Raw genomic sequence first — 26,256 nt, 5'->3', positions numbered from 1 at the left:
ATTCAAAATTATCAATAAAATAATATCGAAATATTAATTATATACACTAAAAATGACACAACAACCAAAATAAAATCACAAAACAAGACTAAAAACAACCAAACAAACTGACTAATACACAAACAATATAAAAACAACCAGCATGAAACATAAAAAAGTAGTTGTAATTGGAAATGGAATGGTGGGATACAAGTTTTGTGAGAAAATAATAAGCAAATCCAGCGATTTCAGCATTACAATTTTTGGCGAAGAGCCTAGAAGGGCCTACGATAGGGTTCATCTGAGTGAATACTTCAACGGAAAATCTGCAGACGATCTATCTTTATGTAAGGAAGACTGGTATTCAGAAAAAGAAATTACACTTTATTTGAATGATCCGGTAAAAGAAATAGACAGGACCACCAAAACCATTCATTCCTCAAAGGGACTTACCCTGGAATACGACTACCTGATCATTGCTACCGGCTCCGCTCCTTTTGTTCCCGACATTCCGGGTATCGATAAAGAAGGAGTTTTCGTATACCGCACCATAGAAGATCTGGACCTGATCAGAAACTACGCCCTCAATGCCAGGACAGGTGCCGTATTAGGTGGTGGCCTTCTAGGACTCGAAGCCGCAAAAGCCCTCATTGATTTAAACCTGAAAGAGACCAATGTAATCGAATTTGCACCCCGCTTAATGCCAAGACAGATCGACAGTGCCGGCAGCGGGATGTTGCAAAACAAACTGGCCGAATTAGGCTTGAACATTTACACCAACAAAGGCACGAGCAGCATCGAAGGCAGCGATCGCATCACTGCATTAAAATTTAATGATGGCAGCGAATTAAAAACAGATATGCTGGTGATCTCTGCCGGAATCAGACCCAGAGATGAACTAGCTAAATTATCCGGCATTGAAGTAGGTACCAGGGGTGGCATTATCGTAAACGAGTATATGCAAACCAGCGATCCTTCTGTTTTTGCCATAGGCGAATGCGCCCTGTTCGATCATAATATTTACGGATTAATAGCCCCTGGTTATGAGATGGCGGAAGTTGCTGCTGCAAAACTTTGCCATGAAGACAAAACTTTCAAGGGTTTTGACATGAGCACCAAACTGAAACTGATCGGCGTGGATGTAGCCAGCTTTGGAGATCCTTTTACTACCGAACCAGATGCAAGAACCATACTTTTCGAAGACAGTCATAAAGGCATTTACAAACGCATTAACATCAGTAATGACGGAAAATACCTGCTTGGCGGTATATTAATTGGAGAAGCAGAAGCCTATAACATGCTCCTCCAAACGGTAAACAACAAGATCCTGCTTCCAGCCAACCCGGAAGACCTGATCCTGGGCTCAAGAGGCGGCAGTTCACAAACAGAAAATGCAGGACTGGCCGGCCTTCCGGATGAAGCCCTGATCTGCAGCTGTGAAGGCATCAGCAAAGGGTCCATCTGCAATGCCGTAACCGAACACAACTGCGAATCAGTTGACGCCATAAAGAGCTGCACCAAGGCCGGAACAGGTTGCGGAGGCTGCATTCCAATGGTAAAAGACCTGATGCTCCATACCATGAAGCAAAATGGCAAATACGTCAGAAACGTGATCTGTGAGCACTTCCACCTAAGCAGACAGGAGCTTTATGATCTTGTAAAAATACATAACCTAAAAAGTTACGAGCAGGTGCTGGACAACCTGGGCAAAGGTGATGGCTGCGAAGTATGCAAGCCATTGGTATCATCGCTTTTAGCGAGCTTATGGAACGACATGATCCTCAAAAAAGGCAATGATACCGCCCAGGACAGCAACGATCGCTTTTTGGCAAACATCCAGAAAGGCGGCACCTACTCCGTCGTACCAAGGATACCAGGAGGAGAAATCACCCCAGAAAAACTGACCATCATAGGCCAGGTGGCTGAAAAGTATGGCCTCTATACTAAAATCACAGGCGGACAACGAATAGACCTGTTCGGTGCACACCTGAGCGACCTCCCTCTGATCTGGGAAGAATTGATTGCCGCAGGTTTTGAAAGCGGACATGCGTATGGCAAAGCCCTGCGTACGGTAAAAAGTTGCGTAGGCAGCACCTGGTGTAGGTTTGGCTTACACGATAGCGTAAGCTATGCCATCAGGATAGAAGAACGCTACAGAGGCTTACGGGCACCCCATAAATTAAAATCAGCCGTTAGCGGCTGTATCCGCGAATGCGCGGAAGCACAAAGCAAAGACTTTGGCATCATCGCTACGGAAAAGGGATGGAACCTGTATGTATGCGGCAATGGAGGAAGCAAACCCCAGCATGCCTTACTGCTTGCAGCAGACGTAGATAGCGACACCTGCATTAAGTACATCGACCGTTTTCTGATGTTCTACATCCGCACAGCCGATCCGCTTACCCGAACCGCCCCATGGCTAAATAAAATGGAAGGCGGCATGGAATACCTGCGAAATGTAGTCGTAAATGATAGTCTGGGCATGGCAGAACAATGGGAACTGGAAATGCAGGCGCTGGTAGACAGCTATCAGTGCGAGTGGAAAACAGCAATTGAAGATCCGGAGATCCGAAAACGCTTTAACCACTTCGTAAATGCTCCTGAAGAAAAAGATCCGAGCGTAAAATTTGATGAAATGCGGGGTCAGAAAAAAGCGGCCGACTGGACGCTGGCTTAATCCAAAACTAGAAATCATGATAGAAACAACAACAAACTGGTTTGCAGCCTGCCGCGTAGAAGATGCAGTAGAAAATGGCGGAGTATGCGTAAAATGTGGCGACGAGCAGATCGCATTATTCTATTTCACACGCCGCAATGAGTGGTACGCCACTCAAAATCTCTGCCCACACCGTCAACAAATGGCGCTCAGCCGTGGCATGATCGGCTCTGTTGGAGAAGACCCTAAAATTGCCTGCCCTTTCCATAAAAAAACATTCTCTCTATCGACAGGAGAATGTCTCAGCGGAGATGAATGCGCAATCCAAACCTACCCTGTAAAAATTGAGGATGGGCTGGTCTACATCGGACTGAAAAATTAAGCACCAAATATAAGAACGCCTAAATCAAAGCACCCCTAACCTATGCGCGATATCACCGGCAAACAGATCACATTGAGAACAGCGAAAGCTGTAGCGGTGATTTATTGCACAACGGAGACCCTGGAGCTCATCAAAAACAACCAGCTTCCTAAGGGAAACCTTTTTGATGTAGCCAGAGCCGCAGGGTTTCTGGGAGCCAAACTTACCCCTCAACTGCTTCCGCATTGCCACCCTGTAGCCATAGACGGCATGGAGATCAGCTTTGAAATCAACAACAACCCAAGACCAGGAATCACCATAAATGGGGAGGCGAAATCTATAGGAAGAACGGGCATCGAAATGGAAATGCTGGCCGCCGTATCCGTGGCAGCGCTGGAAATTTACGATATGCTTAAACCTGTAGATAAGACACTGGAAATCGGAGGCATCAGACTGCTAGAGAAAACAGGTGGCAAAAGCGACCGCAATAAATACTTCTCCACTCCTCCTGTTTGTGCAATTTTAGTATGCTCGGATTCTACAGCTGCAGGAAAAAGAACAGATAAAAGCGGAACAATAATCAGACAGATGCTGGAGCAGGCCAATGCAAATGTAAAAGCTTACGAAATTCTTCCGGACGACAAAGAGCTGATACAAAAGCAATTATTGAAATGGGTAGCCGAAGACATACATTTTATATTTACCACAGGAGGAACAGGACTCGGCCCGCGTGACCATACAGTAACAGCAGTTACTGAAATCCTGGAAAGAGATGCAGATGGCATTACAGAAGCCATGCGCAACTTCGGGCAAATGCGTACGCCAATGGCCATGATGAGCCGGGCAGTTGCCGGCTCCATTTCAGAAACACTCATCCTCACCTTACCTGGCAGCAGCAGCGGAGCCAGAGAATCACTCGAAGCGGTATTACCGGGAATATTTCATGCCCGAAAAATGATGAAGGGAGGTGGACATTGAGCCTGAAAAGTTTTGAGGAGGCGATTGCTATCCTTTCCGGAATTTCCGGTTCATTTGGAAAGGAAAGAATTTATCTGGAAGAAGCAGACGACAGGATCCTGGCAGAAAACATCTACGCAGACCGGGATTACCCTCCTTTTAACAGAGCTGCGATGGACGGTTATGCCATCATGCAGGAAGACTGGGAAAAAGGTATCAGAACATACAAAATTATAGAAACCATATTTACTGGTCAGCCTGCCCGATATGCACTCAGCTCGGGCAATTGCTATAAAATCATGACGGGCGCAGCTACACCTGAAATGGCAAATGCCATTATCAGAAGAGAAGATGCGGAAGAATCTGAAAATCAGGTCACTCTGCGAGCCGGCGCCTTAAAAAATTATCAGAACATTGCCCTGAAGGGAGAAGACAGCAATACCGGCAGCCTACTGCTATCCGCTCCATTAAAATGCACACCACAGGTCATTGCCCTGCTCGCCACTGTAGGCAAAGCAACAGTAGAGGTTTATAAACGACCAAAAGTAGCCATCATTACCACTGGTGATGAAATTGTTAGCCCGGCAGCCGGAATCAGCCCTTTTCAGATCCGCAACAGCAATCAGTATCTCTTGAGGTCATTACTCAGTCAGTGGAAAATCCGGCCTGTGCTATGCACGCATGTCGACGATCATAAAGAAAAACTAACCAGCATATTAAGCGCTGCACTGGAAACCGACCTGGTGATCATCAACGGTGCTGTTTCCGCCGGGGATGCCGACCATGTGCCTGCTGTACTACAGGAACTGGGCGTAAAAACCTTATTTCACAAGGTGAGCATCCGTCCTGGCAAACCGATATTGATAGGAAAAGCGATATCCGGAGCCATCGTTTTTGCCTTGCCGGGAAACCCGCTTTCCTGCCTCAGCACATTTATCGTTTTCGTAGAGCATTATTTATACCGCTGCTCCGGATACGAAGCCAGACCTATTCAAATGCTTCCAGTCCTGAAAAGCAGAACAAAAAAACATCCCTTAACTGAATTTTTTCCGGTTGCACTGGGGCATTCCGGCGGCTTAAGCCCAATCTCTTTTAATGGATCCGGTGATGTAACCGCCACCATCCAGGCTCATGGCCTTGCCATGCAACCGGCAGCTTCATTACAACTCCACAAAGACGAACTCATCACCTTCTATCCATTTAATCCTTCATTCTATTCACCATTATAAATAAAAAACGGCGCTATAAATCAACAATTCCAGAAACCTAAACCTAAACAAACCATGACTGCTGACTTTAAGCCACTAAGTAAACTCAACATTTTTTCAGCCAGAGGCATTCAAATGCGAACCTTTCACATCACATGGGTGACCTTCTTCTTCTGTTTCTTTGGTTGGTTTGGGGTTGCCCCATTAATGCCGCTGATCCGTGAACAACTGCATTTAAGCAAAGACCAGATTGGAAACATCATTATCGCTTCCGTTTCTGCAACCATTATTGCCCGTTTAATCATTGGAAAACTTTGTGACACCCTGGGCCCACGCCTTTCCTATACCATTTTACTCGCCATTGGCTCCGTTCCGGTTATGTGCATAGGATTGAGCAACAGCTATGAAAGCTTTCTGTTATTCAGGTTCATTATCGGAATTATCGGAGCCTCATTTGTCATCACCCAATTTCATACCTCAATGATGTTTGCACCCAATGTGGTAGGAACAGCAAATGCGGTAACCGGAGGCTGGGGCAACCTGGGCGGAGGAGTCACCAACCTGATCATGCCGCTGATTGCAGCAGGCTTTGCCGGTCTTGGTTTTGTAAGTCAGGCCGACTCCTGGAGACTGGCCATGGTGATTCCAGGTATCATCCTGTTAATCATGGCTTTCATCTATTACAAGTACACTAAAGATACACCTGAAGGAAACTTCAAAGACCTGGAACAAACCAATGTTAAAACTGCAAAAAAAGGTTCTTTTATGACCGCATTAAAAGACTACAGAACCTGGGTACTTGCCCTTGCCTACGCTGCCTGTTTCGGAATAGAGATCACAGTAGATAATGTAGCTGCTACTTTTTTTACAGATCAATTTGGAGCCTCTATGATCATGGCTGGTGCCATGGCCAGCATATTTGGTGGCATGAATATATTTGCACGTGCATTGGGAGGTTACGTAAGCGACAAAGTAGGGAAATCCTATGGTTTACGCGGAAAAGGCCTATTGCTGGGTGGACTCCTGATATTAGAAGGCATCGGAATCAGTCTTTTTGCACAATCGCAAACCCTTGGCATGGCCATCGCTGCCATGTTATTTTTCGCGCTTTTCCTTAAAATGGCCAATGGTGGAACTTACGGAATTGTCCCCTTTATCAATAAAGATTCCATTGGAACGGTGAGCGGTATTGTTGGTGCCGGTGGAAACATTGGCGCAATGCTGGTTGGCTTTCTCTTTAAATCGGAACACCTGACCTATGCAGATGCCTTTCACTACATCGGCATCGGAGTGGCCATAATCGGCCTGATGGTCTTCATCACCAAATTCCAGGTTAAAGGCGCTGCAAAGCGGGAAACCATCAAACCGGAACTGTTACAAGCTTAACCTAACCTCAATTTATGCCAGCGCACACAAATAAAGTATATACCAGTACCTGTTGCTATTGCGGGGTCGGCTGTGGCGTAAAAGTAACGTTGGATAAAAACGATAACATCGCCGTGGAAGGTGATGCGGACCACCCCGTAAACCGCGGTACGCTTTGCAGTAAAGGACTCAACCTGCAGTATACGGTAAATGACAAAAGCGACCGCCTGCTTTATCCGCAAATGCGTTATGGTAAAAGTATGCCCATACAAAGGGTAAGCTGGGATGATGCGCTGACCCGTACGGCGGCGGTATTTAAGACTTTCATTGATAAATATGGACCTGATTCTGTCGCATTTTACGCTTCAGGACAATGCCTTACCGAAGAATACTATGTCATCAACAAACTGATTAAGGGTTTTATAGGCAGCAACAATATAGATACGAATTCCCGCTTGTGCATGAGCAGTGCGGTTACCGCCTATAAAATGGCATTGGGAGAAGACAGCGTGCCGGTTTGCTATGAAGACATTGAGCTGGCAGACTGCTTCTTTGTAACCGGAGCCAATCCGGCATGGTGCCATCCTATTCTCTGGCGCCGGATAGAAGCTCATAAAGCCGCCAATCCGGAAGTTAAACTGATTATTGCAGACCCAAGGGTAACGGACTCCTGCGGACTGGCAGACCTGCATCTTCAACTCAATCCCGGCACAGATGTGACCTTGAATTATGCCATAGGAAGGGCCCTCATCGAAAAGGGAAACATCGATACCGACTTCATCAACCAGCACACCAGGGGTTTTGAAGATTACCAGAACCGCGTATTCGAAAGAACCTTAAAAGAAGCGGCATTGATCTGCGGACTTACCGTAGCCGAAATAGAACTGGCAGCGGACTATATTGCAGATGCCAAAGGATTTTTAACCTTATGGACCATGGGACTGAACCAAAGTTCTATCGGAGTCAATAAAAACCTGAGCCTGATCAATCTGAACCTGATTACCGGACATATCGGAAAACCTGGCTCCGGTCCTTTCTCTCTGACCGGACAACCCAATGCCATGGGCGGCCGCGAAGTTGGTGGCCTGGCAAACCTGCTCCCTGCTCACCGGGACCTGAACAATGAAACACACCGGCTGGAAGTACAGAAGTTCTGGGGAGGAACCACCATTTCAGATAAGCCCGGATTAACTGCAACAGAAATGTTTGAGGCATTGGATGAAGGGAAACTAAAAGCGATATGGATACTGTGTACCAACCCTTTAACCAGCTTACCTAATGCAAGATTTGCAGAGCAGGCCTTAAAAAAAGCAAAGTTCGTAGTGGTTCAGGAGATTACGGATAAGGCGGAAACCCTGGCCTATGCCGATGTGATTTTACCTGCGGCAGCATGGGCAGAAAAGGAAGGCACCATGACCAATTCCGAGAGGAGGATCAGTCACCTTCAGAAAGTAACAAATGCTCCGGGAGAAGCCTTGCCTGATGCAGAAATCATTTGCCGATTTGCTATAAAAATGGGCTATAAAGGCTTTGAGTACAAAGGCATGGAAGACATCTACAAGGAACATACCAGGCTTACCTACCGTTCCAGCATCAACATCAACGGACTGGATTATCAACGGATTGACAAGAGCAAAACCATACAATGGCCTTACAATAAGAAAACAGAAAAGGGCACAAAACGACTGTTTACCAATCACCTTTTCCATACCGAATCTAAGAAGGCAATTATACACAGTCCTTCGGATGAATTGAAAAGCGAGTTGCCTGACGAAGATTTTCCTTTTATCCTGACTACAGGAAGAATACGCGACCAATGGCATACCATGTCTAAAACTGGCAAGGTGAGCAAGCTGAAGCAACACTTGAAACATGCCTACCTGGAAATCCACCCTAAAGATGCAGTATTACTTGATATAATAGACCAGGAAGTACTGGTAATCAAATCCAGACGAGGAGAAGTTCAGGTAAAAGCAAAGGTATCTGCAACGATAAAACAAGGAGTAGTTTTCCTCCCGATGCATTGGGGTAAGATCCTGGGGAGCGACCTGAACCGTGCTAATAACATCACCAGTACCATCATCGACCCGATATCAAAAGAACCGGATTTCAAGTACTGTGCAGTGCATATAGAAAAATATAAAAAGGATTTCCAGCGGATAGTCGTGATTGGTGCCGGCGCAGGATCCCATGGCTTTGTAAGGTCCTACCGGGAAATCAACACCAAAGATGAGATCACCGTCTTCAGCACGGAAAACCTCCCCTTTTACAACCGGGTCATGTTGCCCGACTATATCAGCGGGACACAGAAATGGGAACAACTGGTTAAGATGAAGGATGAGGAAGAGCCCATTTATAACATCAGGCACTTAAGGGGAATTGCTGTCGAAGCGATTAACCGGGAGAAAAAATACGTGACCGATGTTACCGGCAAAAAAACACCTTATGATGTTTTAGTGATGGCAACCGGAAGCCGGGCTACCCTGCCGAAAAACGCCCCCTCATTACCGGGTATCTTTACCATGCGCAACCGCAAAGATGCCGATAACTTCAAAAAACACATCCCTAAAAACGCCCATGTAGCAATTGTTGGCGGCGGATTGCTTGGTCTGGAAATGGCTGCTTCCTTACGGGAAACTGGTGTACAGATCACCATTATACAACGGGTATCCAGGTTTCTGAACCGGCAGCTGGACCCATTGGGCAGTCAGCTGTTACACGAAGAAATGGTTGATCAGGGCTGCGACATCTATTACAACGATGAGGTACAGATCTATTATGGCCGTTCAAAACTAACAGGAATCGAGTTAAAAAGTGGCAGAAGAATCAACTGTGATGCCGTCATACTGGCCATCGGTACCACCCCAAATATTGAACTGGCCCGGGAATGCGGACTGGATTGTAAACGAGGGGTATTGGTAAATGAACGCCTGCAAACCAGCGACCCTTCGGTGTATGCCATTGGAGAAATTGCGGAGTTTGAAGGAACGTTGTACGGGATCACCGCAGCAGCTGAGCAACAGGCGGAAGTTGTAGCCAAATTCCATAACGGCGATATCAGCACCTATTACCAGGGCAGTCTGTTCATGAACATCATCAAAATTCATGGATTTGACCTTTGCAGCATCGGACTGGCAGAATGCCCGGATCAGATAAACTATGAAGAAATCGTATTTATAGACAAAGCCAAACGCTATTATAAAAAATGTATCATTCATCAGGACAAACTGGTAGGAACCATTTTAATAGGCGATAAAAGTGAGTTCCTGGAGTTCAGAGACCTGATTGCCAATAGAACCGAGCTGAGTGACAAAAGGCTGCAATTGCTCAGAAGTGGAAAAAAGGCAGAACCCGTAAGCGGAAAACTGGTCTGCAGCTGCAATAATGTCGGTATAGGGAACCTGCAAAACAAAATCGCCTCGGGTTGTATCGCGCTCGGACAACTTTGTGAGGCTACAGGAGCAGGAATGGGCTGCGGCTCCTGCAGACCGGAAGTTAAGCAGATTCTTCAGGAAGCCTTAGAAACCCAATTGTTAGAAAAAATAGGTTGACATGGAAAACACAGAAATTAAAAATCACCAGATCAAGATTAACCTTCCCGGAGGAATCGTATCTGTGGGTGACCTTTCGGTGATGCTGGAAATACTGGAAAAGGCCGGGATAGAGAACATCCGCTTCGGTACCCGGCAACAGCTGTATTTTTCGGCAACACCAGATCAACTGGATGATATTGATCATGGTTTTCTCATTTCTGATACTGATTTTGAGATAGACGCCGATAAATACCCTAACATTGTCAGCTCCTATGTGGCCGAAGACCTGTTCAACAGCTCAAACTGGTTGCGCGAAGGAGTTTACAAGGACATATTAGATACTTTTAGCTACACCCCCGGACTCAAAATAAACCTGATTGACAACAGCCAGAACCTGATCCCTTTTTTCAGTGGAAATTTAAACTTCATTTCCTCCGATATTGGCAGTTACTGGCACCTGTATATCCGTTTTCCAAAAACCAATATCATCTATTATTGGTCCTCTCTGGTTTATTCAGAGGACATCGCCCTATTGAGTGAAGCGATAGAAAACACCATATTAACCCAAAGAAACTTATACTACGACCAGCAGGAGATTGATGGACAGCCGCTCGAAACTGCAGTAAGGGCCGGTGGCAGCTTTCTCTTTCAGGAGGCCTCCTCTCCGCTTAAACTCCCGGATTTCCAGCTACCATATTATGAAGGCTTTAATCAATACAACGGAAAATACTGGCTGGGCATTTACCGTAGAAATGAACTCTTTCCCATTAGCTTTTTGAAGGAGCTCTGTGTCATTTGCAGTAAAACGCGAATCGGGCAACTCTATACCACCCCCTGGAAATCCATCATCATCAAAGGGGTAGAACCTTCAGACCGGAAATTATGGAATGCGGTACTGGATAAAAACCGGATGAATGTGCGGCATGCTTCCAATGAGCTCAACTGGCAAACAGAAGACCTCTGTGAAGAGGGATTAAAACTTAAACACGAACTGATCAATGGATTTAATACCGCTGATCTCCGCACATTCAAACTTTGCTTTGCCATCAAGATTAATCCGAAAAGCGGACTTTTTGGTTCCGTAATCATCCGAAAACAAAATCAGCCGATAGCTGAACCTACTGAGGCCCTTTTTGATCTGATGCATACCATAGATTTTAACCCCAACTCCAAGCATTACTATACCTATGCAACCGGCATCAGCAAAGTAAACCTGCTTCCTGCCTTAAGCAGCCTTTGCGAAACCTATTATCAGCAGCAGACCCTGGTTGCCGGAGAACAGCCAGACCATTATTATGAAACCAGCCCCCGTGCAGAACCAGAACTGACCTATGTACATCAATGCAAACATTGCCTAAGCATTTATGATGAAGCCTGGGGAGAAAACAGTATGAATATCCCCGCAGGCACTCCTTTTTCTGCATTGCCAGCCCATTACCGTTGTCCGCTTTGCGAGGCAAGCCCCTCAGAATTCAATCCCGTTATTAAAGAAAGCCTAAATACATTTTAAATCATGGAACTAGACATCAGCATCGCATTCGCTTTATATCTTGTAGGTTTTCTTTACGCCTCAGTTGGCCATGGCGGCGCAAGTGGGTATATCGCTGTACTTTCCTTATTTTCCATCCCGGTAAGCACGTATAAACCCCTGATTCTGGTCCTGAACATCCTGGTGGCAGGAATGGGATTCTATCATTTCTGGAAAGCGGGTTATTTCAGGTGGAAATTATGCAGGCTATTTCTCATTACTTCTGTCCCTGCCGCATTTATCGGCTCAAAATATTCGCTCGAAGGCAATATTTACCATTACCTATTGGGATTGGCTCTGGTACTTCCCATCATTAAGCTGCTGGGTATTAAACCTAATGAAAGCGAAAACCCTAAACCGGTAAAGCTCCTGCCTGCCCTTCTGATCGGCAGCCTCATTGGCGGCCTCTCCGGAATGCTCAACATTGGCGGAGGCATATTCTTAAGCCCTGTTCTCATTTTGCTGGGCTGGGCAAATGTAAAGGAAGCCGCCGCTGCATCTGCCCTCTTCATCGTACTCAACTCTCTGAGCGGCCTGCTAGGCAGTTCAGCAGCTCTGACCATCGGCCCTTCGGCGATTACCTGGTTTATTATGGCTGCTACAGGTGGAATCACCGGTGCTTATTTTGGCAGCAGTCATTTTCAGCACCTTACCGTACGGTACCTTTTGAGTGCCGTACTGACCATTGCTTCCGTTAAACTTTTATTTTTCATGTGATGGAACAACTGAGAGATCAGCTCATCCGCTTCCTGGGTATCATGGCCATGGGACATTTACATAGAAAAGCAGATGAATACTTCTTTTCACAATCGGAAATGCTTCAGCTCATCAGCACCCATTACCGTTTTAGCCCCATCGAGAGAAAACAGGCGGCTACGGCCAATTACTGGCAAACCGAAGCAGCAATAACCAGCCTATCGCGATAAAAGGTGTTTCAGTACCAGAAGAGCTGGACCTGCGCCTGAAAGAAGCACTCGCACAAAAACAAAGTCTAAAATTTACAGGAAGCAAGTTGAGCATGCTTCATAAAGGAGGATAAAAAGATGAAAACATTTGAAATCTTATGATAAGGGCACTAGTATTATGCGGTGGAGAAAGCAGGCGAATGGGCAAAGACAAAGGCCTGCTTGCTATTGGAAAGAATAACTGGGCCTTAAACGCGGCCCATAAGCTGGAGCAGTTGAATCTTCCGCTAAGTATTTCCATTAATCCCATGCAACAACAGACTTATGGAGATTTCTTTCCTGCAGAACAACTGATCATCGATACAACCAGCGCAAAAGGACCGCTGCAAGGCTTGCTCAGCGCATACCTTAAATACCCGGATGATGATTTTCTGGTTCTGGCCTGCGACATGACCGAAATGAATACAGACACCTTAAAATTCCTGCTGGATATCGCCTGCACATTCCCCGACCACGACTATTATGTTTATACGCGGGAAGACATTATGGAACCTCTATCTGCCCTATACCGTTCTTCGGCTTTAAAAGACCTGTATCAGCAACTGGAAAACGGCAGTTTAAATGATTTCTCCCTGGGTAAACTGATTAAAAAGGGCAATTACAAAAGCCTTCCCATAAGCAACATTCAGACTTTCAATAACCACAATACCTTAACCAATAAATTTCTCATATGACAAACCTTTACAAAAAATCAGCTTATCTCTTCTTTAGTCTTAGCATCCTGACTTTAACCGCAAGATCGCAAAGCAATGGCAATTCAGTACAGACAAAAGCAACCCTTTTTGAGGGAGTAATTGTTGCGGGTTATGTAGATCATGGTGCGTATATCAATTGTACCGGACCGGCCATCAAATTCAGCAAAAAACCATTGTCGGTATTGATCGGATTACTACCCAGCTTACGCATAAAGAAAGACAAGGTAGCAGCTGGTGCACCGCAAAATTCGATCCTCACTCCCAACCTGGGCGCAGGCATCACCGCCATTTACAAACATCTGGCCATTCAGGTTCCGGTGTATTACAATGCTAAAACAAGCAGCAAAGACGGAAAATGGAATCCTGGTATAGGAATCGGCTACAAATTTTAGGTAGATTAAGATTCCTGTGTAAGGGATCTTAATTTTATTTCATCTGCAATAGAGATACTTTTTCCCGACAAGGAGATGAGTTTTTCATTGACCAGTTCGGTGGTCATTCGGAATACCGTTTCGTAGGTTGCACCGGTAAATGCCGCCAGGTCTTGTTTGCTCAATTCTATATTCAGCTGTCCGGCTTCATTAAGGCCAAACTGATCTTTTAATTGCAACAAGGCTACCGCAAGTCTGCTTTTAACCGACATCAGGGCCAGATTACGCATTTTCTTCTCTGATTCCTGTAATTCGTCTGCATAGAATAGCATCAGGTTAAAGGCAAAATCATGGTTTACTTTTAACGTAGCTATAAAAAATTCCAGGTCTATAAAGCAAAGGGATGTTTCTTCCAGAGCAGTAGCAGAAATCGGATATACAGAGCTGTTGGTGCCTAAACCGCGATGGCCGAAGATTTTGCCGGAGTTGGCAAAACGTACAATCAGTTCCTTATCGCCCCAATGTTTGTGCACTTTCACATTCCCCTTCTGGACAAAGTACATACCGGTTACCGGATCTCCCTCTTTAATGATCTGCTCACCCTTTTTTGCAATAAAATTTTTGCGGTTACTGTCGATCGCAGGTTTCCATTCCTTCAGCACCATCCCGCACATCAGGCAGGTATTAAGATCACAGCATTTACCTTTCTTCATAAATTATACCGCAGCAGTTAAGTACAGGCTTCTAATATCCTAAAAGTTTTCGATTAGCGCATGCTGTATTTTATTAACCTTCTTTAAAAACGAGTCAATATTTCATTAAAGTTCCTACGTAGTCGTATTGTGACGCTAAACCCGCAGTCGATAGTCGCTAAGTAGTCGCTGTTTTTATGGCGCTCTGAGCAATGCCCTGTATTTTTGTATGATTCAATCCGATAACATTTCGGATGAACGACAATTAAAGTTGTATCCTACAAAAAACATGAATTATGAAAACTAAATGGTATTTCCCGGCATTGATTTTATTTTTGCTATCATTTCAGATCGATGTACTGGCACAGGACGAATCTGCACTACAAATTGTATTTAAGTTAACCGATAACACCAATAAAACCAGTCATACCTATAAGGTCAATAGTGTTAACTACAGCATCAGCAATCCTTATTATATGCAGGATGAGAGCAAGCTGATTAACAACGGCAGTTGCAGCATTAGCATGGAGATGGCACAGGATGCCGATGAATTTTTACTAAAATGGATCGCCGGGAATGTAAAAAATGTATCTGGTGTCATTACCACAACCACACTTAACAGTGTAAAAAAGCCCAGGACTCTTGCGATTAGCGAAATGCAGGTCCTGGGCTCATCAGAAAGTTTTTATACTTCCGCCGGTGCCAACACTTTCCCCCTGATTACCATTTCTGCGGGAACACTGTCAGTTGATGGCATCACTATATTTAGCCAATTAAAGACTCATCCCTCCGTCCATTAAAAATTCCGCACCTGTAACAAAAGAAGCTGCGTCAGTTGACAAATGAACTACCATTTTCCCGACATCACTGGCCTTCCCCATTTGTTGCAGAGGGACCCGGCCAATAATCCAGTCCTTTAACCCAATTAGTTCATCATCGGTAAGCCCTTGTTTATTCAGGATTTCTGTTTCTATCGGACCAGGGCTTACTGCATTCACCCTGATCCCGCGTGCGGCAAGTTCCACAGCTGCAATCTTCATGACCGAATTAAGTGCGGCTTTCGTAGAGGAATAAATGGAGGAACTGGCGGCATTCATACTGGCCGTATTTGAGGATAAAAATACCACCGAGGCGCCCTCATTCAGAATAGGAATAAAACGACTGAGTGTAAAAAATGCGCCCTTGAAATTGACTCCTATCACATAGTCGAAAGTCTCTTCAGTTGCCTCCGCAATTCCTGCACCTCCCAATACTCCGGCGTTGATGAACAGGATGTCTACTTTTCCAAATTTTTCCTTTACCGTGGTAACCAATTGCTCAATATCTGTCAGGCTCGCCTGATCTGCTACCAGACCGGTAACCCCCAGCTCCTGTGCTGCAGTTTCGACCGCCTCTTTTCGCCTTCCGGTAATGATTACCTCAGCCCCCTGAGCCTTTAATTCTATTGCTGTTGCATAACCAATGCCACTGTTCCCCCCGGTAACAACAGCTATTTTGTTTTTTAAAGTTTCCATGATTAGATTTATTTAATTCTGCCAGCAAAGCTATAGCGAAAATGGTATAACTTTGTAACCAGTATAACCAATGATACCACAATGGAAGATAAAAAGCGGCTTAAAATGATCAGGGAAGTGCTTTCCAATCCCCGTAATCAACAGGAAGAAGTACAGGCGCTGCAGGACACGATCTATGTGCTTGGTGGTAAATGGAAATTACCTATCATTAATTCTATTTGCAACGGCAACCGGAGATTCAGGGAAATCGAGCGCAGTATTCCTGGCATCACCACCAGAATGCTTTCCCGTGAACTAAAGGAAATGGAGGCCAACCAGCTGATCAAAAGAACCGTGACACCTGATATTCCGGTTATGATAACCTATTCCCCTACGGATTATTGCCAGTCTTTTGGAGATATTATTCTCGAAATGATCAAATGGGGTAAGGCCCATAGGGAATTGATCAAACGCCTTTAATTTTTCGGACGGCGATACGTCCGGTTAACAGCGGAGACTGTCTGCTTCAACCCGATATTGATTCCTTTGGTATATCCTGAAGTATAGTTTTGTCTTGTCAGATGATTAAAAGATCTGAATTACAAATCATAAAAAGGATAACAAATGGAACATCAACCAAACTTAGGTCGCCGTCGCTTTCTGAGCATTGCGTCCATCACTATTGCAGCTGCCGGACTTGGCAATACCGCTGTGTTAAAAGCTGCCACTACAGAAACTAAAGTTCCGGCAACTGGAAATGGAAACCCCATTTCCGCTGGTTTTGAACACATCAAACAAGTGAATGCAGGACTGCTGGATGTGGGATACGCAGAACTCGGACCTCAAAATGGCCGTACCGTTATTCTTCTTCATGGCTGGCCATACGATATCCATAGCTTTGCCGACAGTGCAAGCCTATTGGCAAAAAAAGGTTTTAGAGTGATCGTACCACATCTTCGCGGCCATGGCAGCACCCGGTTCCTTTCTTCAGCGCAGCTGCGTAACGGACAACCTGCTGCACTCGCCCTGGACGTGATTGCATTAATGGATGCATTGAAAATCAATAAAGCCATCATCGGAGGTTTTGACTGGGGTGCCCGTACTGCCGGTATCCTGGCGGCATTATGGCCAGAACGTTGCGAAGCACTGGTATCGGTAAGCGGCTACCTGATCGGTAGTCAAAAGGCCAATGAGATGCCACTATCCCCTAAAGCTGAACAAGCCTGGTGGTATCAGTTTTATTTTGCTACCGAACGTGGCCGTATCGGCTATGAAGCAAACCGCCATGATTTTGCAAAGCTCATCTGGCAAACTGCTTCGCCACAATGGCAATTTGAAGACGCTGTTTTTGAGCGTTCCGCCGCATCGCTTAACCATCCTGACCATGTGGCTATCGTTATCCATAATTATCGCTGGCGGCTTGGTCTGGCTGAAGGAGAAGCGAAATACGATGCATTGGAAAAACAACTCGCAGACACCCCTTTCATTACTGTTCCCACAATTACAATGGAAGGAGATGCCAATGGTGCCCCACATCCCGATCCTGCCGCTTACGCTGCAAAATTCAAAGGCCGCTATAGCCACCGTAACCTGAGCGGAGGAATCGGACATAATCTTCCGCAGGAAGCTCCACAGGCCTTTGCCGATGCCATCATTGAAGTTTCAAACTGGACGAAATAACCTAACAATACTTATAAATTTTAAAAACAAATACAGAGATGAAAAATCAAATCGTAATTACTGCAGCTGGGGCTGCTCCAATCAGTAAAGTTTTATATACCGGAAAAGTACAGGTTACCGGAGGTCGTGAGGGTGAAGCCAAAAGCTCAGATGGCCGACTGGAGATCAAACTTGCAACACCGGGAACCTTGGGTACCGGCACCAATCCGGAGCAATTATTTGCTGCAGGCTGGTCTGCCTGCTTTATCGGAGCAATGAAGCACAATGCTTCCAGGTTACAAATACCACTACCCGCAGAAACCTCAGTAAATGCAGAGGTAGATCTGGCCAGCGGAGATGAGGGCTTTGCCCTTCAGGCGAGACTGCAGGTTAACCTGCCCGGACTTAGTCCTGAGCAAGCTCAAACCGTAGTTGAAGCGGCTCATCAAACCTGCCCCTATTCAAAAGCCACCCGTGGCAACATTGGGGTCGAGATCAGCATCGGCATTTAATCACAATATTTATCAATACATTAGCTTTTTTAAAATTCCGTTGATGAATAAAGCAGGCTTCAAGATTTCCCACACCATCATCTGGACCAGTTCAATTTTTTTGGGACTGCTCTCATCCGTACCACAACTGGCTTCACACCAGTTTAATGCTTTAGAAGCTGTTGTTAATGCAGGCATTACCGGAGCTTTTGCGGTGATGATGTGGTATTTCAATATCTACATGCTTTCACGCAAAAGCGATAAACCCAGAAAGCAGAGCATATCCTACAAAAAACTATTGAACTCTTTGCTTTTCGGACTGGTCATTATGCTGGGGCTGGCCTATATTCAGCAACTCATCCTTTCTCATATTGATTTCGGACCAGTCATGCTGATGGTGGAGGTCAGAGGTATACTCATTAACCTGGTATTTTATATGTTCCTGAACCTGCTTCAACAAAATTATGAGAACCAGCACGTCAACATGGAACTGGAGCGTACCAGAAATGACAATCTGGGTGCACAATACGAATTGCTCAAGCAACAGGTAAATCCGCATTTTTTATTCAACAGCCTGAACACCCTGAAAGCAATGGTCGAAACCCAGGATCAGCAATCTGTTGATTTCATCCTGAAACTTTCCAATTTCTACCGCTTTACACTGGAAAGCCGTAAGCTGGACCTGATCCATGTAAAGGAGGAAATGGAGATCCTGGATGCTTATCTTTTTTTACAAAAAGCAAGGTTCGACGAAGGTTTTATTTTTAATAGTACGCTGAATGATGAGGTTTTAGCTACCCTCATCCCACCTTTCACTTTACAGCTTTTGGTAGAAAATTGCCTCAAGCACAATATCGTTTCCCTACATAAACCTTTAAAGATCCGGATCTATCAGGAAGACGAAAAGATTGTGGTCGAAAACCAGATTCAGCTGAAAACCGGCGAAGCAAGTTCACTTGGTGTGGGCCTGAAAAACATAGAACTCAGGTACAGCCATTTGCTGGATAAGCAAGTAGAAATCATCAGTGACAACCACAAATTCCAAATCAAACTCCCCATTATCTATGAACATCACCATCATTGAGGATGAGCTAAGAACAGCAAAATCTCTCGAAAATATTATCCGTGAAATCAGGCCAGAAGCCAAAATCACCGGCCCCTACCAAAGTATAGAAGCATCCGTTTCGGCACTTTCAGAAGGTCAGCAGCCCGACCTGATCTTTATGGACATTCAATTGGCAGATGGGCTCAGTTTTGAGATCTTCAAGTCTGTAAAAATCACCTGTCCTGTGGTATTCTGTACCGCCTTTGATGAATATTCACTCGAAGCCTTTAAACGTAACGGGGTGGATTATGTCCTCAAACCATTCTCAAAAGAAGACATTGTAGGCTCCTTTAAAAAGGTCGATGAGCTTAAAAATTTCTTCCAGCAGAAAAGTATTCCCGATCTGGCAGAAATGCTGATCAGCATCGTGCAACCCACAGAAAAGACCAGTTTCCTCGTGTTTAAGCATCAGAAATATACGACCGTACAAGTTGAACAGATCGCTTTCTTTTATATCCGCAACGATTCTACTTCCATCATGTGCTTTGACGGACAAGAGTTCGCACTCAATCAGGCCCTGGATCAGATTGGCAACACCGTTTCACAGAAGCAGTTTTTTAGGGTAAACCGACAGTACCTGGTCAACTTTAAAGCGATCAAAGAGGTGGAGCATTACTTTTTACGCAAGCTGTACGTTAAACTGCTGATTGAGACACCAGACAAATTGCTCATCAATAAAGAAAAGTCAGCCAATTTTCTCTCCTGGATGGAGAACAGGTAAGCGTTCTCTAAGCCTGGAACTGTCTGACTCAGGGTTTGAAACGTCCGGTTCAGCCATTTCAAGCTTAGTTTAGGTGTCAGGGAAAAATACTTTTGAATCAAATAAAAAAATCAAAAGTTATGAAACCGACACAAATTTCAATGATAGCTGCGCTGGTAGCGCTCCTATTGTTCAGCGCTGTTCTTGCTAATAGAAGCATCGCTTCAAAATCATCAACAGAACGCACAGTTAAAGGAGATGGCTTTGCCGTTCTGGAACTGTTTACCTCCGAAGGCTGCTCAAGCTGCCCACCCGCAGACGAGCTACTGGCGAAAATCCAGAAAGAGGCAGGCAACAGACCTGTATACGTTTTAACCTACCATGTTGACTACTGGGACCGTTTGGGATGGAAGGATTCCTTCAGCAATTCCGATTACTCCAAACGCCAGTACCAGTATGCCAGCAAGCTTCGCGCTCAGGTTTATACACCTCAGCTGGTTGTTAACGGCAAAACGGAGTTTGTAGGTTCCAATGAAGCCGCCACAGATTATGCCATTAACAGCGCCTTAAAAGGCACTCCCACTACCTCACTAAACCTTCAGGGGAAAATACAATCCGGTAAAATGGCATTGGATTACCAGATTAAGGGAAATGAAGACCAAAGTGAACTGGTCATTGCAGTAGTACAGAAACAGGCCATTAGCAAGGTAAAACGCGGCGAAAATGAAGGCCGGACATTGGCCCATGCGCAGATCGTACGACAACTCAATTCCTTTAATCTGGAAACCGTCGAAAAAGGCAAGGTAAACATTTCAATTCCTGAAGATTTCAATAGTAAGGGCTGGGAAGTAATCGGCCTGCTTCAACATCCCAAAACAAGAGCAATCAGTGCCGCAGCCAAAGTGGCATTTTAATAAACAAATCCTTATTAATAAATAAATTCTTAAACAACCTTAAAAAACAATAATCATGAACACAAAAACAGCAAAAGCAATTTATTGGACAGGCGTAATATTAACTTCATTATGGTTCGGAGCAAGCGGCTTCTTTGAACTTACCGGTAATCCTATCGTGTGGGACATTACGGTGAAACTGGGATATCCTGCTTATTTCATCTATGTGCTCGGTGTGGCAAAACTGTCCGGAATAACCGTTCTGCTCATCCCCAATAAACTGCTCAGATTAAAAGAATGGGTTTTCGCAGGTATATTTTTTGATATCATTTTCGCCTTTGCCTCTAAAGTAAGTGTGATCGGGCTGGCAGCTGCGGGCGATGCGGTAATCGCTTTTATAATGGTCAGTGTAACATATGCGATGTTCAGAAAGCTTTATCATGCGAACTACCAGAAGGTAGCAACAAGCTAAACACTGAAGGAAAGGCTGATCAAGTTAGTGATTGGCCTTTTCTTATGGTCTAGCTTTCTTGATTATCCTCCTTCACAATCCTTATCAATTGCTCCTCTTGTTTAATTGCGATTGTCTTGCCTTTGCATTGGAGGCTACCAAGTTGCACAGGTGCTTTCCAACGAATCCATGGTACTCAACTCCCCAACACCTGTTCAGGAAGTGAAGGCTTTACGGGATATTCTAAAGGCCTATCAGATACGGATTCGTGAAAGCAATGAAGCCGGTATAACGCTCTATTTTACCGCTTTAAAACGAGCAAGGGGCGCCATTCTGGCTTTATTTAAAGATAGGTTATCTCCGCTAAGGGTATAATTATCTGCAGTAATCAAAGCGTTGTTCAGCCCATGTTCGATCTCCATATTTTCGCAAGCCATCATTGTAGACATGCCTTGGGAGAATTTGATCCTTCCATTACCCTGCAGGGTAAATGTCCCTCCGATTCCATTACAGCCTCCGGAAGCCGAATAACGGTTATCACTTTTCTGAAGCAGAAGAAATGGTTCCTTACCGTTTACTTTATCTGCCACCGGCTGACCTGCAAGTTCAACCAACTTCCATTTACGCTCTGTGATGACGTTGCTTTGATTAGACTCTTTGCCTGTATCCTGCGAAGGTTTTTTAAAGATGCTGCATGCACTAAGAGACAGCAGACACAGGCCAAAGCCGAAGTATTGTATCGATTTCATAGCTATTTAAATTAGGGATTATAAAACTTATACTTACAAATTACTGAAATTCCCTGAAAAGACGCCTAAGATCTTTCATCTTTTCTGCCAGCAAATCCAGTACCGGCGGACTACCAATCACATTAAAACTCCAGATATCATCCCCTCCTTCCATTCCGATAAACCAATCCTCCTTTTTCAGATCAGGATAAGTCTTTAACACTTTCCAGCAATATTCCCTGTCCTTGTTATTCCTTTGGATCAGAAAGATATCAGTACGGCTACAGCAATCAATACCGGAGCTGCAATGGTATAGTTAATTTCCATATCTATTAGTAAAGATAACAAGCCTATGTGAATTTCTTACTTAATCTCTATCCAAACCGGTGCATGATCACTTGTTTTTTCCCAACCTCTTACTTCCCGGTTTACTCCTGCCCCTGTCAACCGTTTCTCAATTGAAAAACTTAAAAGAAAATGATCGATTCGTAACCCTGCGTCACGACCGTAAGCATTACGAAAATAGTCCCAAAAGGTATAAATCGTGTCTTCCGGATAAAGTTTCCGGATCGCATCCGTCCATCCCTGATCAACCAGGAGTTTAAAGGCCTCACGAACCTCCTCTCTGAATAGCGCATCATTTATCCAGCGTTCCGGCTTATATACATCTTTTTCTGTGGGCATCACGTTAAAATCTCCGGTGAGGATAGCCGGAATACCCCTATCCAAAAGATTTTTAGCATGCGCAGAAAACCGTTTAAACCAGCCTAGCTTATAGTCGAATTTCGGACCAGGATAAGGGTTACCATTTGGCATATAAAGGCAGCCGATAACCATATCATTAACAATCGCTTCAATGTATCTGCTTTGGATGTCTTCCTGATCACCTGGCAACTCCCGGCGTACTTCTTTCAACTCCGCACCAGCGGAAAGGATTGCGACTCCGTTCCAGCTTTTCTGTCCATGCCAGATGGCCTGGTAGCCTGCATCATTTATCGCAGCTAAGGGGAATTTTTCCTGCGGTGCTTTCAGCTCCTGCAAACAGACAACATCAGGTTTTGATTCTTTTAACCAACGAAGCAGTACCGGCAGACGGCCATTAACCCCATTTACATTATACGTCGCTATTTTCATATTGCCTGTCCTTTCTTACAAACGACAACATTGCATAACGCTTTTTGTTTTATTACGAATGATATTCAAAAAGCCTGCAAGGAGATTGCAGGCTTTTCATAATCGGATTCAAATTCCCTTCTCTTTTATGCCCTAATAAAAGCCAAAAGATCTGCATTGATTGTGGCAGCTTCGGTAGTCGGCATTCCATGAGGGAAACCGGGATAAGAAATCAGCTTTCCATCTTTTACCAGTTTCGCGGCTTTTTCTCCGGTCAGTGCAATTGGCACGATCTGATCATCTTCACCGTGCATTACCAATACGGGAACATCTACGCTCTTAAGGTCTTCTGTAAAATCTGTTTCAGAAAAAGCTTTGATACAATCATAATGTGCTTTTATTCCGCCCATCATTCCCTGACGCCACCAGTTTTCTTTGATGCCTTCAGATACTTTTGCTCCTTCCCGGTTATATCCATAAAATGCAGTGGTAAAATCTTTGAAGTACTGAGGTCTTTGTGTTGCCGTTCCCTGACGGATTTCGTCGAATACAGCAAGTGGAATACCTTCAGGATTGCTTTCTGTCTGAGCCATGATTGGAGTAACCGCACTCACCAATACGGCTTTAGCTACACGGCCTTTACCATATTTTGCTACATAACGGATCACCTCTCCACCACCTGTCGAGTGTCCTACATGGATTGCATCTTTCAGGTCCAGTGCCGCTGTCAGTTCTGCAACATCTGCTGCATATGTGTCCATATCATGACCTGTTGCTGTTTGAGATGACCTTCCATGTCCTCTGCGGTCGTGTGCAATAACCCGGAATCCTTTATCCAGGAAAAACATCATCTGTGCGTCCCAGTCGTCGCTAGACAAAGGCCAGCCGTGATGAAAAACGATCGGTTGTCCTGTGCCCCAATCTTTGTAATAAATTTCTGTACCGTCTTTTACTGTGATCTTGTTCATGTTCTTTGATTTTATTTAATAAGTAATGATTTTAATAGGTTTTGTTAATTTCCCCTTCGCTGTTACCACGCATCTCCACTTTTTTAGAAGAGATGGCCCAGTAGATCCATAGCAAAATACAGATCAGCAGTGCCGAAACCGGAAAGTAAAATGAGAGGCCAAAAGCAGCTACATAAGTGGGCAATCCGTACAAATAATTGTTTCTGATTCCCAGAATTGCCGCCTCACTAAGTCCCGGTCTTAACAGCGTCCTGTCCCGGCAAGCCAAAAACCACAACAGGTTATAGGAAAGATTTACCAGCACAAACGTTCCGGTATAAATACTAATCACAAGCTGCTGCGAATCAGTATCGTAGAATTGTGCCAGTAATGAACTGGGATACGAAACGCAGCAAACCAGGAAAAGAATCAATCCGTTGGCAAACATGATTTCCGTATTTCTCCGGTAAATCTGTTTGAACAGCTTATGATGGTTCACCCACATAATGAAGATACTGAAAAACGAAATGGCAAACGCAATATATGTCGGCCATTGCGCCATCAGTTTACCTGCTACCACTCCTGGGCCTTCAGCCCCTACAACCTCCGGAACACGCAGCTCCAGCACAAGCAAAGTAATGGCAATGGCAAATACGCCGTCACTAAAGGCCTCTATCCTTGCTGTTTCCTTTTCCATCATCGGCCCTGTTTTCCTCATTTGCAGTTCATCTATCGGTGTAATTTCTATCAGTATAATTTTGGCAGGCTGTTTTCAAGTTCGGCCCGCAAATAATCGTGCTGCTGAGGCAACATCAGATGCGTACCTAGCTCTGCCAGCGGTTCATCTACCGTAAAACCTGGATTATCCGTTGCGATTTCAAAAAGTACACCTCCGGGTTCACGGAAGTAAAGGGAATAGAAATAATCACGGTCTATTTTCGGTGTGATAGGAAGTCCCTTACTGCTGATCCTTTCTCTGAATTCCTGCTGAACTGCTTCATCAGGTACACGGAATGCCACATGATGATTGGTGCCAGAACCAGATTTCCCCGGCTGCCCATCCGGACTTTCCAGAAGGTCTATGATCGATGAATTCTGCACGCTATCCGTCATGAAACGGAACCGGTTTCCCTCCTGAGCCAATAAACTGTAACCGAAAATATCGGTCAGCACTTTAGCCGTCTCGTCAATGCTTTTTAAATTAAGTGTGGTACTGTGGAAACCTTTCGTCGCATTTTCAGCTTTAACCTCCTCTGTTTCCCATGGAATTCTGGTATCCGCTGTAGCCGGAATGATCAGGCTCAGCTCAAGCCCGTCGGGATCCTTAAATTTCAGCAATGTTTCTCCAAATCGCTCCTCAGTTTCCTGATGGTTCACCTTGAATTGTTCAAACCTGTCTTTCCAGAAGGCGAGACTACCGCTGTTTACCGCATAGCCAATTTCTGTAGCCATACCGGTGCCATTTGATCCCTGAACAATCCCCTCCCAGGGGAAAAAGGTAAGTATCGTTCCTGCAGACCCCCTTTCATCACCATAATACAAGTGATAAGTTCCGGGGTCATCGAAATTGACGGTTTTCTTTACCAGTCTCAAGCCCAGCACCCGGGTATAGAATTCGTAGTTTTTCTGTGCACTACCCGCAATTGCGGTGATATGGTGCAATCCTAATATTTTATTCATTTTAATTTTTTTCCTCCACTGTTCTGGTCGAAAAGTAGCAGATCACCATCGCCACTCCCGGCAGTAAAATGCCCGTCAGCCCAAAAGCCTTCCCAGCATAAGCACCTAAAATGCAACCCAATAAAAAACCACCAAGGGTAATCAAGCCCTTTTTTAAACCGGCCAGGTATCCTGGCTCAGCAACCCCTTTCGTAAGCCAGCCTCTCAGATCAAGCGAAAACTGGGTCACATTGCCCGTCATCATCGTCGTAGGCCCATAGGTGTCTTTCGCAAAAAGTTTCCCGAAAGCATTTTGTAAGCCCATGGCGAAAACCACAATCATGGTAACCAGATACATTGGCCAGGTGATTTCCCCATTATCAATATATCCGAGTGAATACGCTATGGCTCCGGCAAGTAAAAGAATGATCCCCTCACATAAAAGCAGAAAATGCCTGTTCGAAAATCTCGCCGATATCCAGCCACCAGCCATAACCGACAGCATAAATATTGGGAAAGTCAGCAGCTTGATCCATGCATCGCCCTCAGCGCCTTTAATCATTTGATAAGCGAACACAATAAAGTTTCCCGTAACATGTGCCGAGAAAATTTTATCGGCGGCAACAAAGGTGATGCTATCGCAATAGCCCGCTATAATGGTCAACACAAGGGTTACAAACCAGATATTGTTCTGTTTTTCTTCCATA

Annotated in this window: 28 protein-coding genes; 19 read left to right on the top strand and 9 right to left on the bottom strand. The window is 44.9% G+C overall.

The genetic code is table 11. The features are described from left to right. Positions 1-142: 142 nt before the first annotated feature. The 11 genes from nirB (at position 143) to BFS30_RS21855 (ending at position 13,639) form a co-directional block, all read left to right on the top strand. Complete coding sequence (gene nirB, locus BFS30_RS21905) at positions 143-2,656, top strand: nitrite reductase large subunit NirB (protein ID WP_083252181.1); 2,514 nt, start codon at positions 143-145, stop codon at positions 2,654-2,656. Between the two features lie 16 nt (positions 2,657-2,672). Next, the gene (nirD, locus tag BFS30_RS21900) at positions 2,673-3,017 is read left to right on the top strand and encodes a nitrite reductase small subunit NirD (RefSeq protein WP_069381237.1); all 345 of its coding nucleotides are present in this window, start codon (positions 2,673-2,675) and stop codon (positions 3,015-3,017) included. Between the two features lie 42 nt (positions 3,018-3,059). Next, on the top strand, positions 3,060-3,974 hold the full coding sequence (moaCB, locus tag BFS30_RS21895; RefSeq protein WP_069381236.1) for a bifunctional molybdenum cofactor biosynthesis protein MoaC/MoaB: 915 nt from the start codon (positions 3,060-3,062) through the stop codon (positions 3,972-3,974). Further along, entirely contained in the window at positions 3,971-5,182 is a 1,212-nt protein-coding gene (locus tag BFS30_RS21890; protein ID WP_083252180.1) for a molybdopterin molybdotransferase MoeA, read from the top strand. Before moaCB ends, BFS30_RS21890 begins: the two co-directional genes overlap by 4 nt. Positions 5,183-5,236: 54 nt before the next feature. Continuing rightward, complete coding sequence (locus tag BFS30_RS21885; RefSeq protein ID WP_069381235.1) at positions 5,237-6,547, top strand: NarK family nitrate/nitrite MFS transporter; 1,311 nt, start codon at positions 5,237-5,239, stop codon at positions 6,545-6,547. A 14-nt stretch (positions 6,548-6,561) separates the two neighbouring features. After that, positions 6,562-10,077 carry a nitrate reductase gene (locus BFS30_RS21880; RefSeq protein ID WP_069381234.1) on the top strand — a complete coding sequence of 1,172 codons (3,516 nt, stop codon included), beginning with the start codon at positions 6,562-6,564 and terminating at the stop codon, positions 10,075-10,077. 1 nt (position 10,078) lies between these two features. Continuing rightward, a complete protein-coding gene (locus BFS30_RS21875) occupies positions 10,079-11,569 on the top strand; it encodes a rubredoxin domain-containing protein (protein WP_083252179.1) in 1,491 nt (496 codons plus the stop codon). Positions 11,570-11,572: 3 nt separating this feature from the next. Next, positions 11,573-12,304 (top strand): sulfite exporter TauE/SafE family protein, encoded by a 732-nt coding sequence (locus tag BFS30_RS21870; protein ID WP_069381233.1) that lies wholly within the window; start codon positions 11,573-11,575, stop codon positions 12,302-12,304. After that, complete coding sequence (locus BFS30_RS21865) at positions 12,304-12,513, top strand: hypothetical protein (protein ID WP_069381232.1); 210 nt, start codon at positions 12,304-12,306, stop codon at positions 12,511-12,513. Before BFS30_RS21870 ends, BFS30_RS21865 begins: the two co-directional genes overlap by 1 nt. A 137-nt stretch (positions 12,514-12,650) precedes the next feature. Then, positions 12,651-13,226, top strand: coding sequence for a molybdenum cofactor guanylyltransferase (locus BFS30_RS21860; protein WP_083252178.1), 576 nt, complete (start codon positions 12,651-12,653; stop codon positions 13,224-13,226). Further along, positions 13,223-13,639 (top strand): hypothetical protein, encoded by a 417-nt coding sequence (locus BFS30_RS21855; protein WP_069381230.1) that lies wholly within the window; start codon positions 13,223-13,225, stop codon positions 13,637-13,639. Before BFS30_RS21860 ends, BFS30_RS21855 begins: the two co-directional genes overlap by 4 nt. Positions 13,640-13,644: 5 nt before the next feature. Here BFS30_RS21855 and BFS30_RS21850 read toward each other — a convergent pair whose 3' ends face one another. Continuing rightward, on the bottom strand, positions 13,645-14,331 hold the full coding sequence (locus tag BFS30_RS21850) for a Crp/Fnr family transcriptional regulator (RefSeq protein WP_069381229.1): 687 nt from the start codon (positions 14,329-14,331) through the stop codon (positions 13,645-13,647). Between the two features lie 275 nt (positions 14,332-14,606). Between BFS30_RS21850 and tssD the strand changes: the two genes are divergently transcribed. Then, positions 14,607-15,110: a type VI secretion system tube protein TssD gene (gene tssD, locus BFS30_RS21845; RefSeq protein ID WP_069381228.1), complete on the top strand. Its 504-nt coding sequence runs from the start codon at positions 14,607-14,609 to the stop codon at positions 15,108-15,110. Here tssD and BFS30_RS21840 read toward each other — a convergent pair. Continuing rightward, on the bottom strand, positions 15,084-15,824 hold the full coding sequence (locus BFS30_RS21840) for an SDR family oxidoreductase (protein ID WP_069381227.1): 741 nt from the start codon (positions 15,822-15,824) through the stop codon (positions 15,084-15,086). The genes tssD and BFS30_RS21840 overlap by 27 nt on opposite strands. 81 nt (positions 15,825-15,905) lie before the next feature. On the opposite strand from BFS30_RS21840, the gene BFS30_RS21835 reads away from it, so the two are divergent. The 7 genes from BFS30_RS21835 (at position 15,906) to BFS30_RS21805 (ending at position 21,123) form a co-directional block, all read left to right on the top strand. Next, positions 15,906-16,283 carry a winged helix-turn-helix transcriptional regulator gene (locus BFS30_RS21835; RefSeq protein ID WP_069381226.1) on the top strand — a complete coding sequence of 126 codons (378 nt, stop codon included), beginning with the start codon at positions 15,906-15,908 and terminating at the stop codon, positions 16,281-16,283. Between the two features lie 144 nt (positions 16,284-16,427). Continuing rightward, a complete protein-coding gene (locus BFS30_RS21830) occupies positions 16,428-17,483 on the top strand; it encodes an alpha/beta fold hydrolase (protein WP_069381225.1) in 1,056 nt (351 codons plus the stop codon). Between the two features lie 38 nt (positions 17,484-17,521). After that, complete coding sequence (locus BFS30_RS21825) at positions 17,522-17,974, top strand: organic hydroperoxide resistance protein (protein ID WP_069381224.1); 453 nt, start codon at positions 17,522-17,524, stop codon at positions 17,972-17,974. A 43-nt stretch (positions 17,975-18,017) separates the two neighbouring features. Beyond that, on the top strand, positions 18,018-19,037 hold the full coding sequence (locus BFS30_RS21820; RefSeq protein WP_069381223.1) for a sensor histidine kinase: 1,020 nt from the start codon (positions 18,018-18,020) through the stop codon (positions 19,035-19,037). Then, positions 19,018-19,779, top strand: a complete 762-nt coding sequence (locus tag BFS30_RS21815) for a LytR/AlgR family response regulator transcription factor (RefSeq protein WP_069381222.1) — start codon at positions 19,018-19,020, stop codon at positions 19,777-19,779. The genes BFS30_RS21820 and BFS30_RS21815 overlap by 20 nt, the downstream gene beginning before the upstream one ends. Before the next feature lie 119 nt (positions 19,780-19,898). Further along, positions 19,899-20,672, top strand: a complete 774-nt coding sequence (locus BFS30_RS21810) for a DUF1223 domain-containing protein (RefSeq protein WP_069381221.1) — start codon at positions 19,899-19,901, stop codon at positions 20,670-20,672. A 55-nt stretch (positions 20,673-20,727) separates the two neighbouring features. Next, positions 20,728-21,123, top strand: coding sequence for a DoxX family protein (locus BFS30_RS21805; RefSeq protein WP_069381220.1), 396 nt, complete (start codon positions 20,728-20,730; stop codon positions 21,121-21,123). Positions 21,124-21,398: 275 nt separating this feature from the next. Here the strand turns inward: BFS30_RS21805 and BFS30_RS21800 are convergent, their stop codons facing one another. The 7 genes from BFS30_RS21800 to BFS30_RS21775 all read right to left on the bottom strand — a co-directional run bounded on the left by BFS30_RS21800 (position 21,399) and on the right by BFS30_RS21775 (position 26,255). Beyond that, positions 21,399-21,851, bottom strand: coding sequence for an META domain-containing protein (locus tag BFS30_RS21800; RefSeq protein ID WP_069381219.1), 453 nt, complete (start codon positions 21,849-21,851; stop codon positions 21,399-21,401). A gap of 40 nt (positions 21,852-21,891) precedes the next feature. After that, a complete protein-coding gene (locus BFS30_RS27840; protein WP_157263002.1) occupies positions 21,892-22,053 on the bottom strand; it encodes a hypothetical protein in 162 nt (53 codons plus the stop codon). A gap of 140 nt (positions 22,054-22,193) precedes the next feature. Continuing rightward, positions 22,194-22,964: an exodeoxyribonuclease III gene (xth, locus tag BFS30_RS21795; RefSeq protein ID WP_069381218.1), complete on the bottom strand. Its 771-nt coding sequence runs from the start codon at positions 22,962-22,964 to the stop codon at positions 22,194-22,196. Positions 22,965-23,089: 125 nt separating this feature from the next. Further along, complete coding sequence (locus tag BFS30_RS21790; protein WP_069381217.1) at positions 23,090-23,911, bottom strand: alpha/beta fold hydrolase; 822 nt, start codon at positions 23,909-23,911, stop codon at positions 23,090-23,092. 31 nt (positions 23,912-23,942) lie between these two features. Next, entirely contained in the window at positions 23,943-24,608 is a 666-nt protein-coding gene (locus tag BFS30_RS21785; protein ID WP_083252177.1) for a TMEM175 family protein, read from the bottom strand. Positions 24,609-24,637: 29 nt separating this feature from the next. Further along, the gene (locus tag BFS30_RS21780) at positions 24,638-25,570 is read right to left on the bottom strand and encodes a ring-cleaving dioxygenase (protein WP_069381216.1); all 933 of its coding nucleotides are present in this window, start codon (positions 25,568-25,570) and stop codon (positions 24,638-24,640) included. A 1-nt stretch (position 25,571) separates the two neighbouring features. Beyond that, positions 25,572-26,255, bottom strand: coding sequence for a YoaK family protein (locus BFS30_RS21775; protein ID WP_069381215.1), 684 nt, complete (start codon positions 26,253-26,255; stop codon positions 25,572-25,574). Position 26,256: the final 1 nt, after the last annotated feature.

This window comes from Pedobacter steynii (assembly GCF_001721645.1).
Classification (GTDB): Bacteria; Bacteroidota; Bacteroidia; order Sphingobacteriales; family Sphingobacteriaceae; genus Pedobacter; species Pedobacter steynii_A.
The sequence above is the reverse complement of the archived record's forward strand: the minus strand, read 5'-3'. Positions and strand labels throughout refer to the sequence as shown.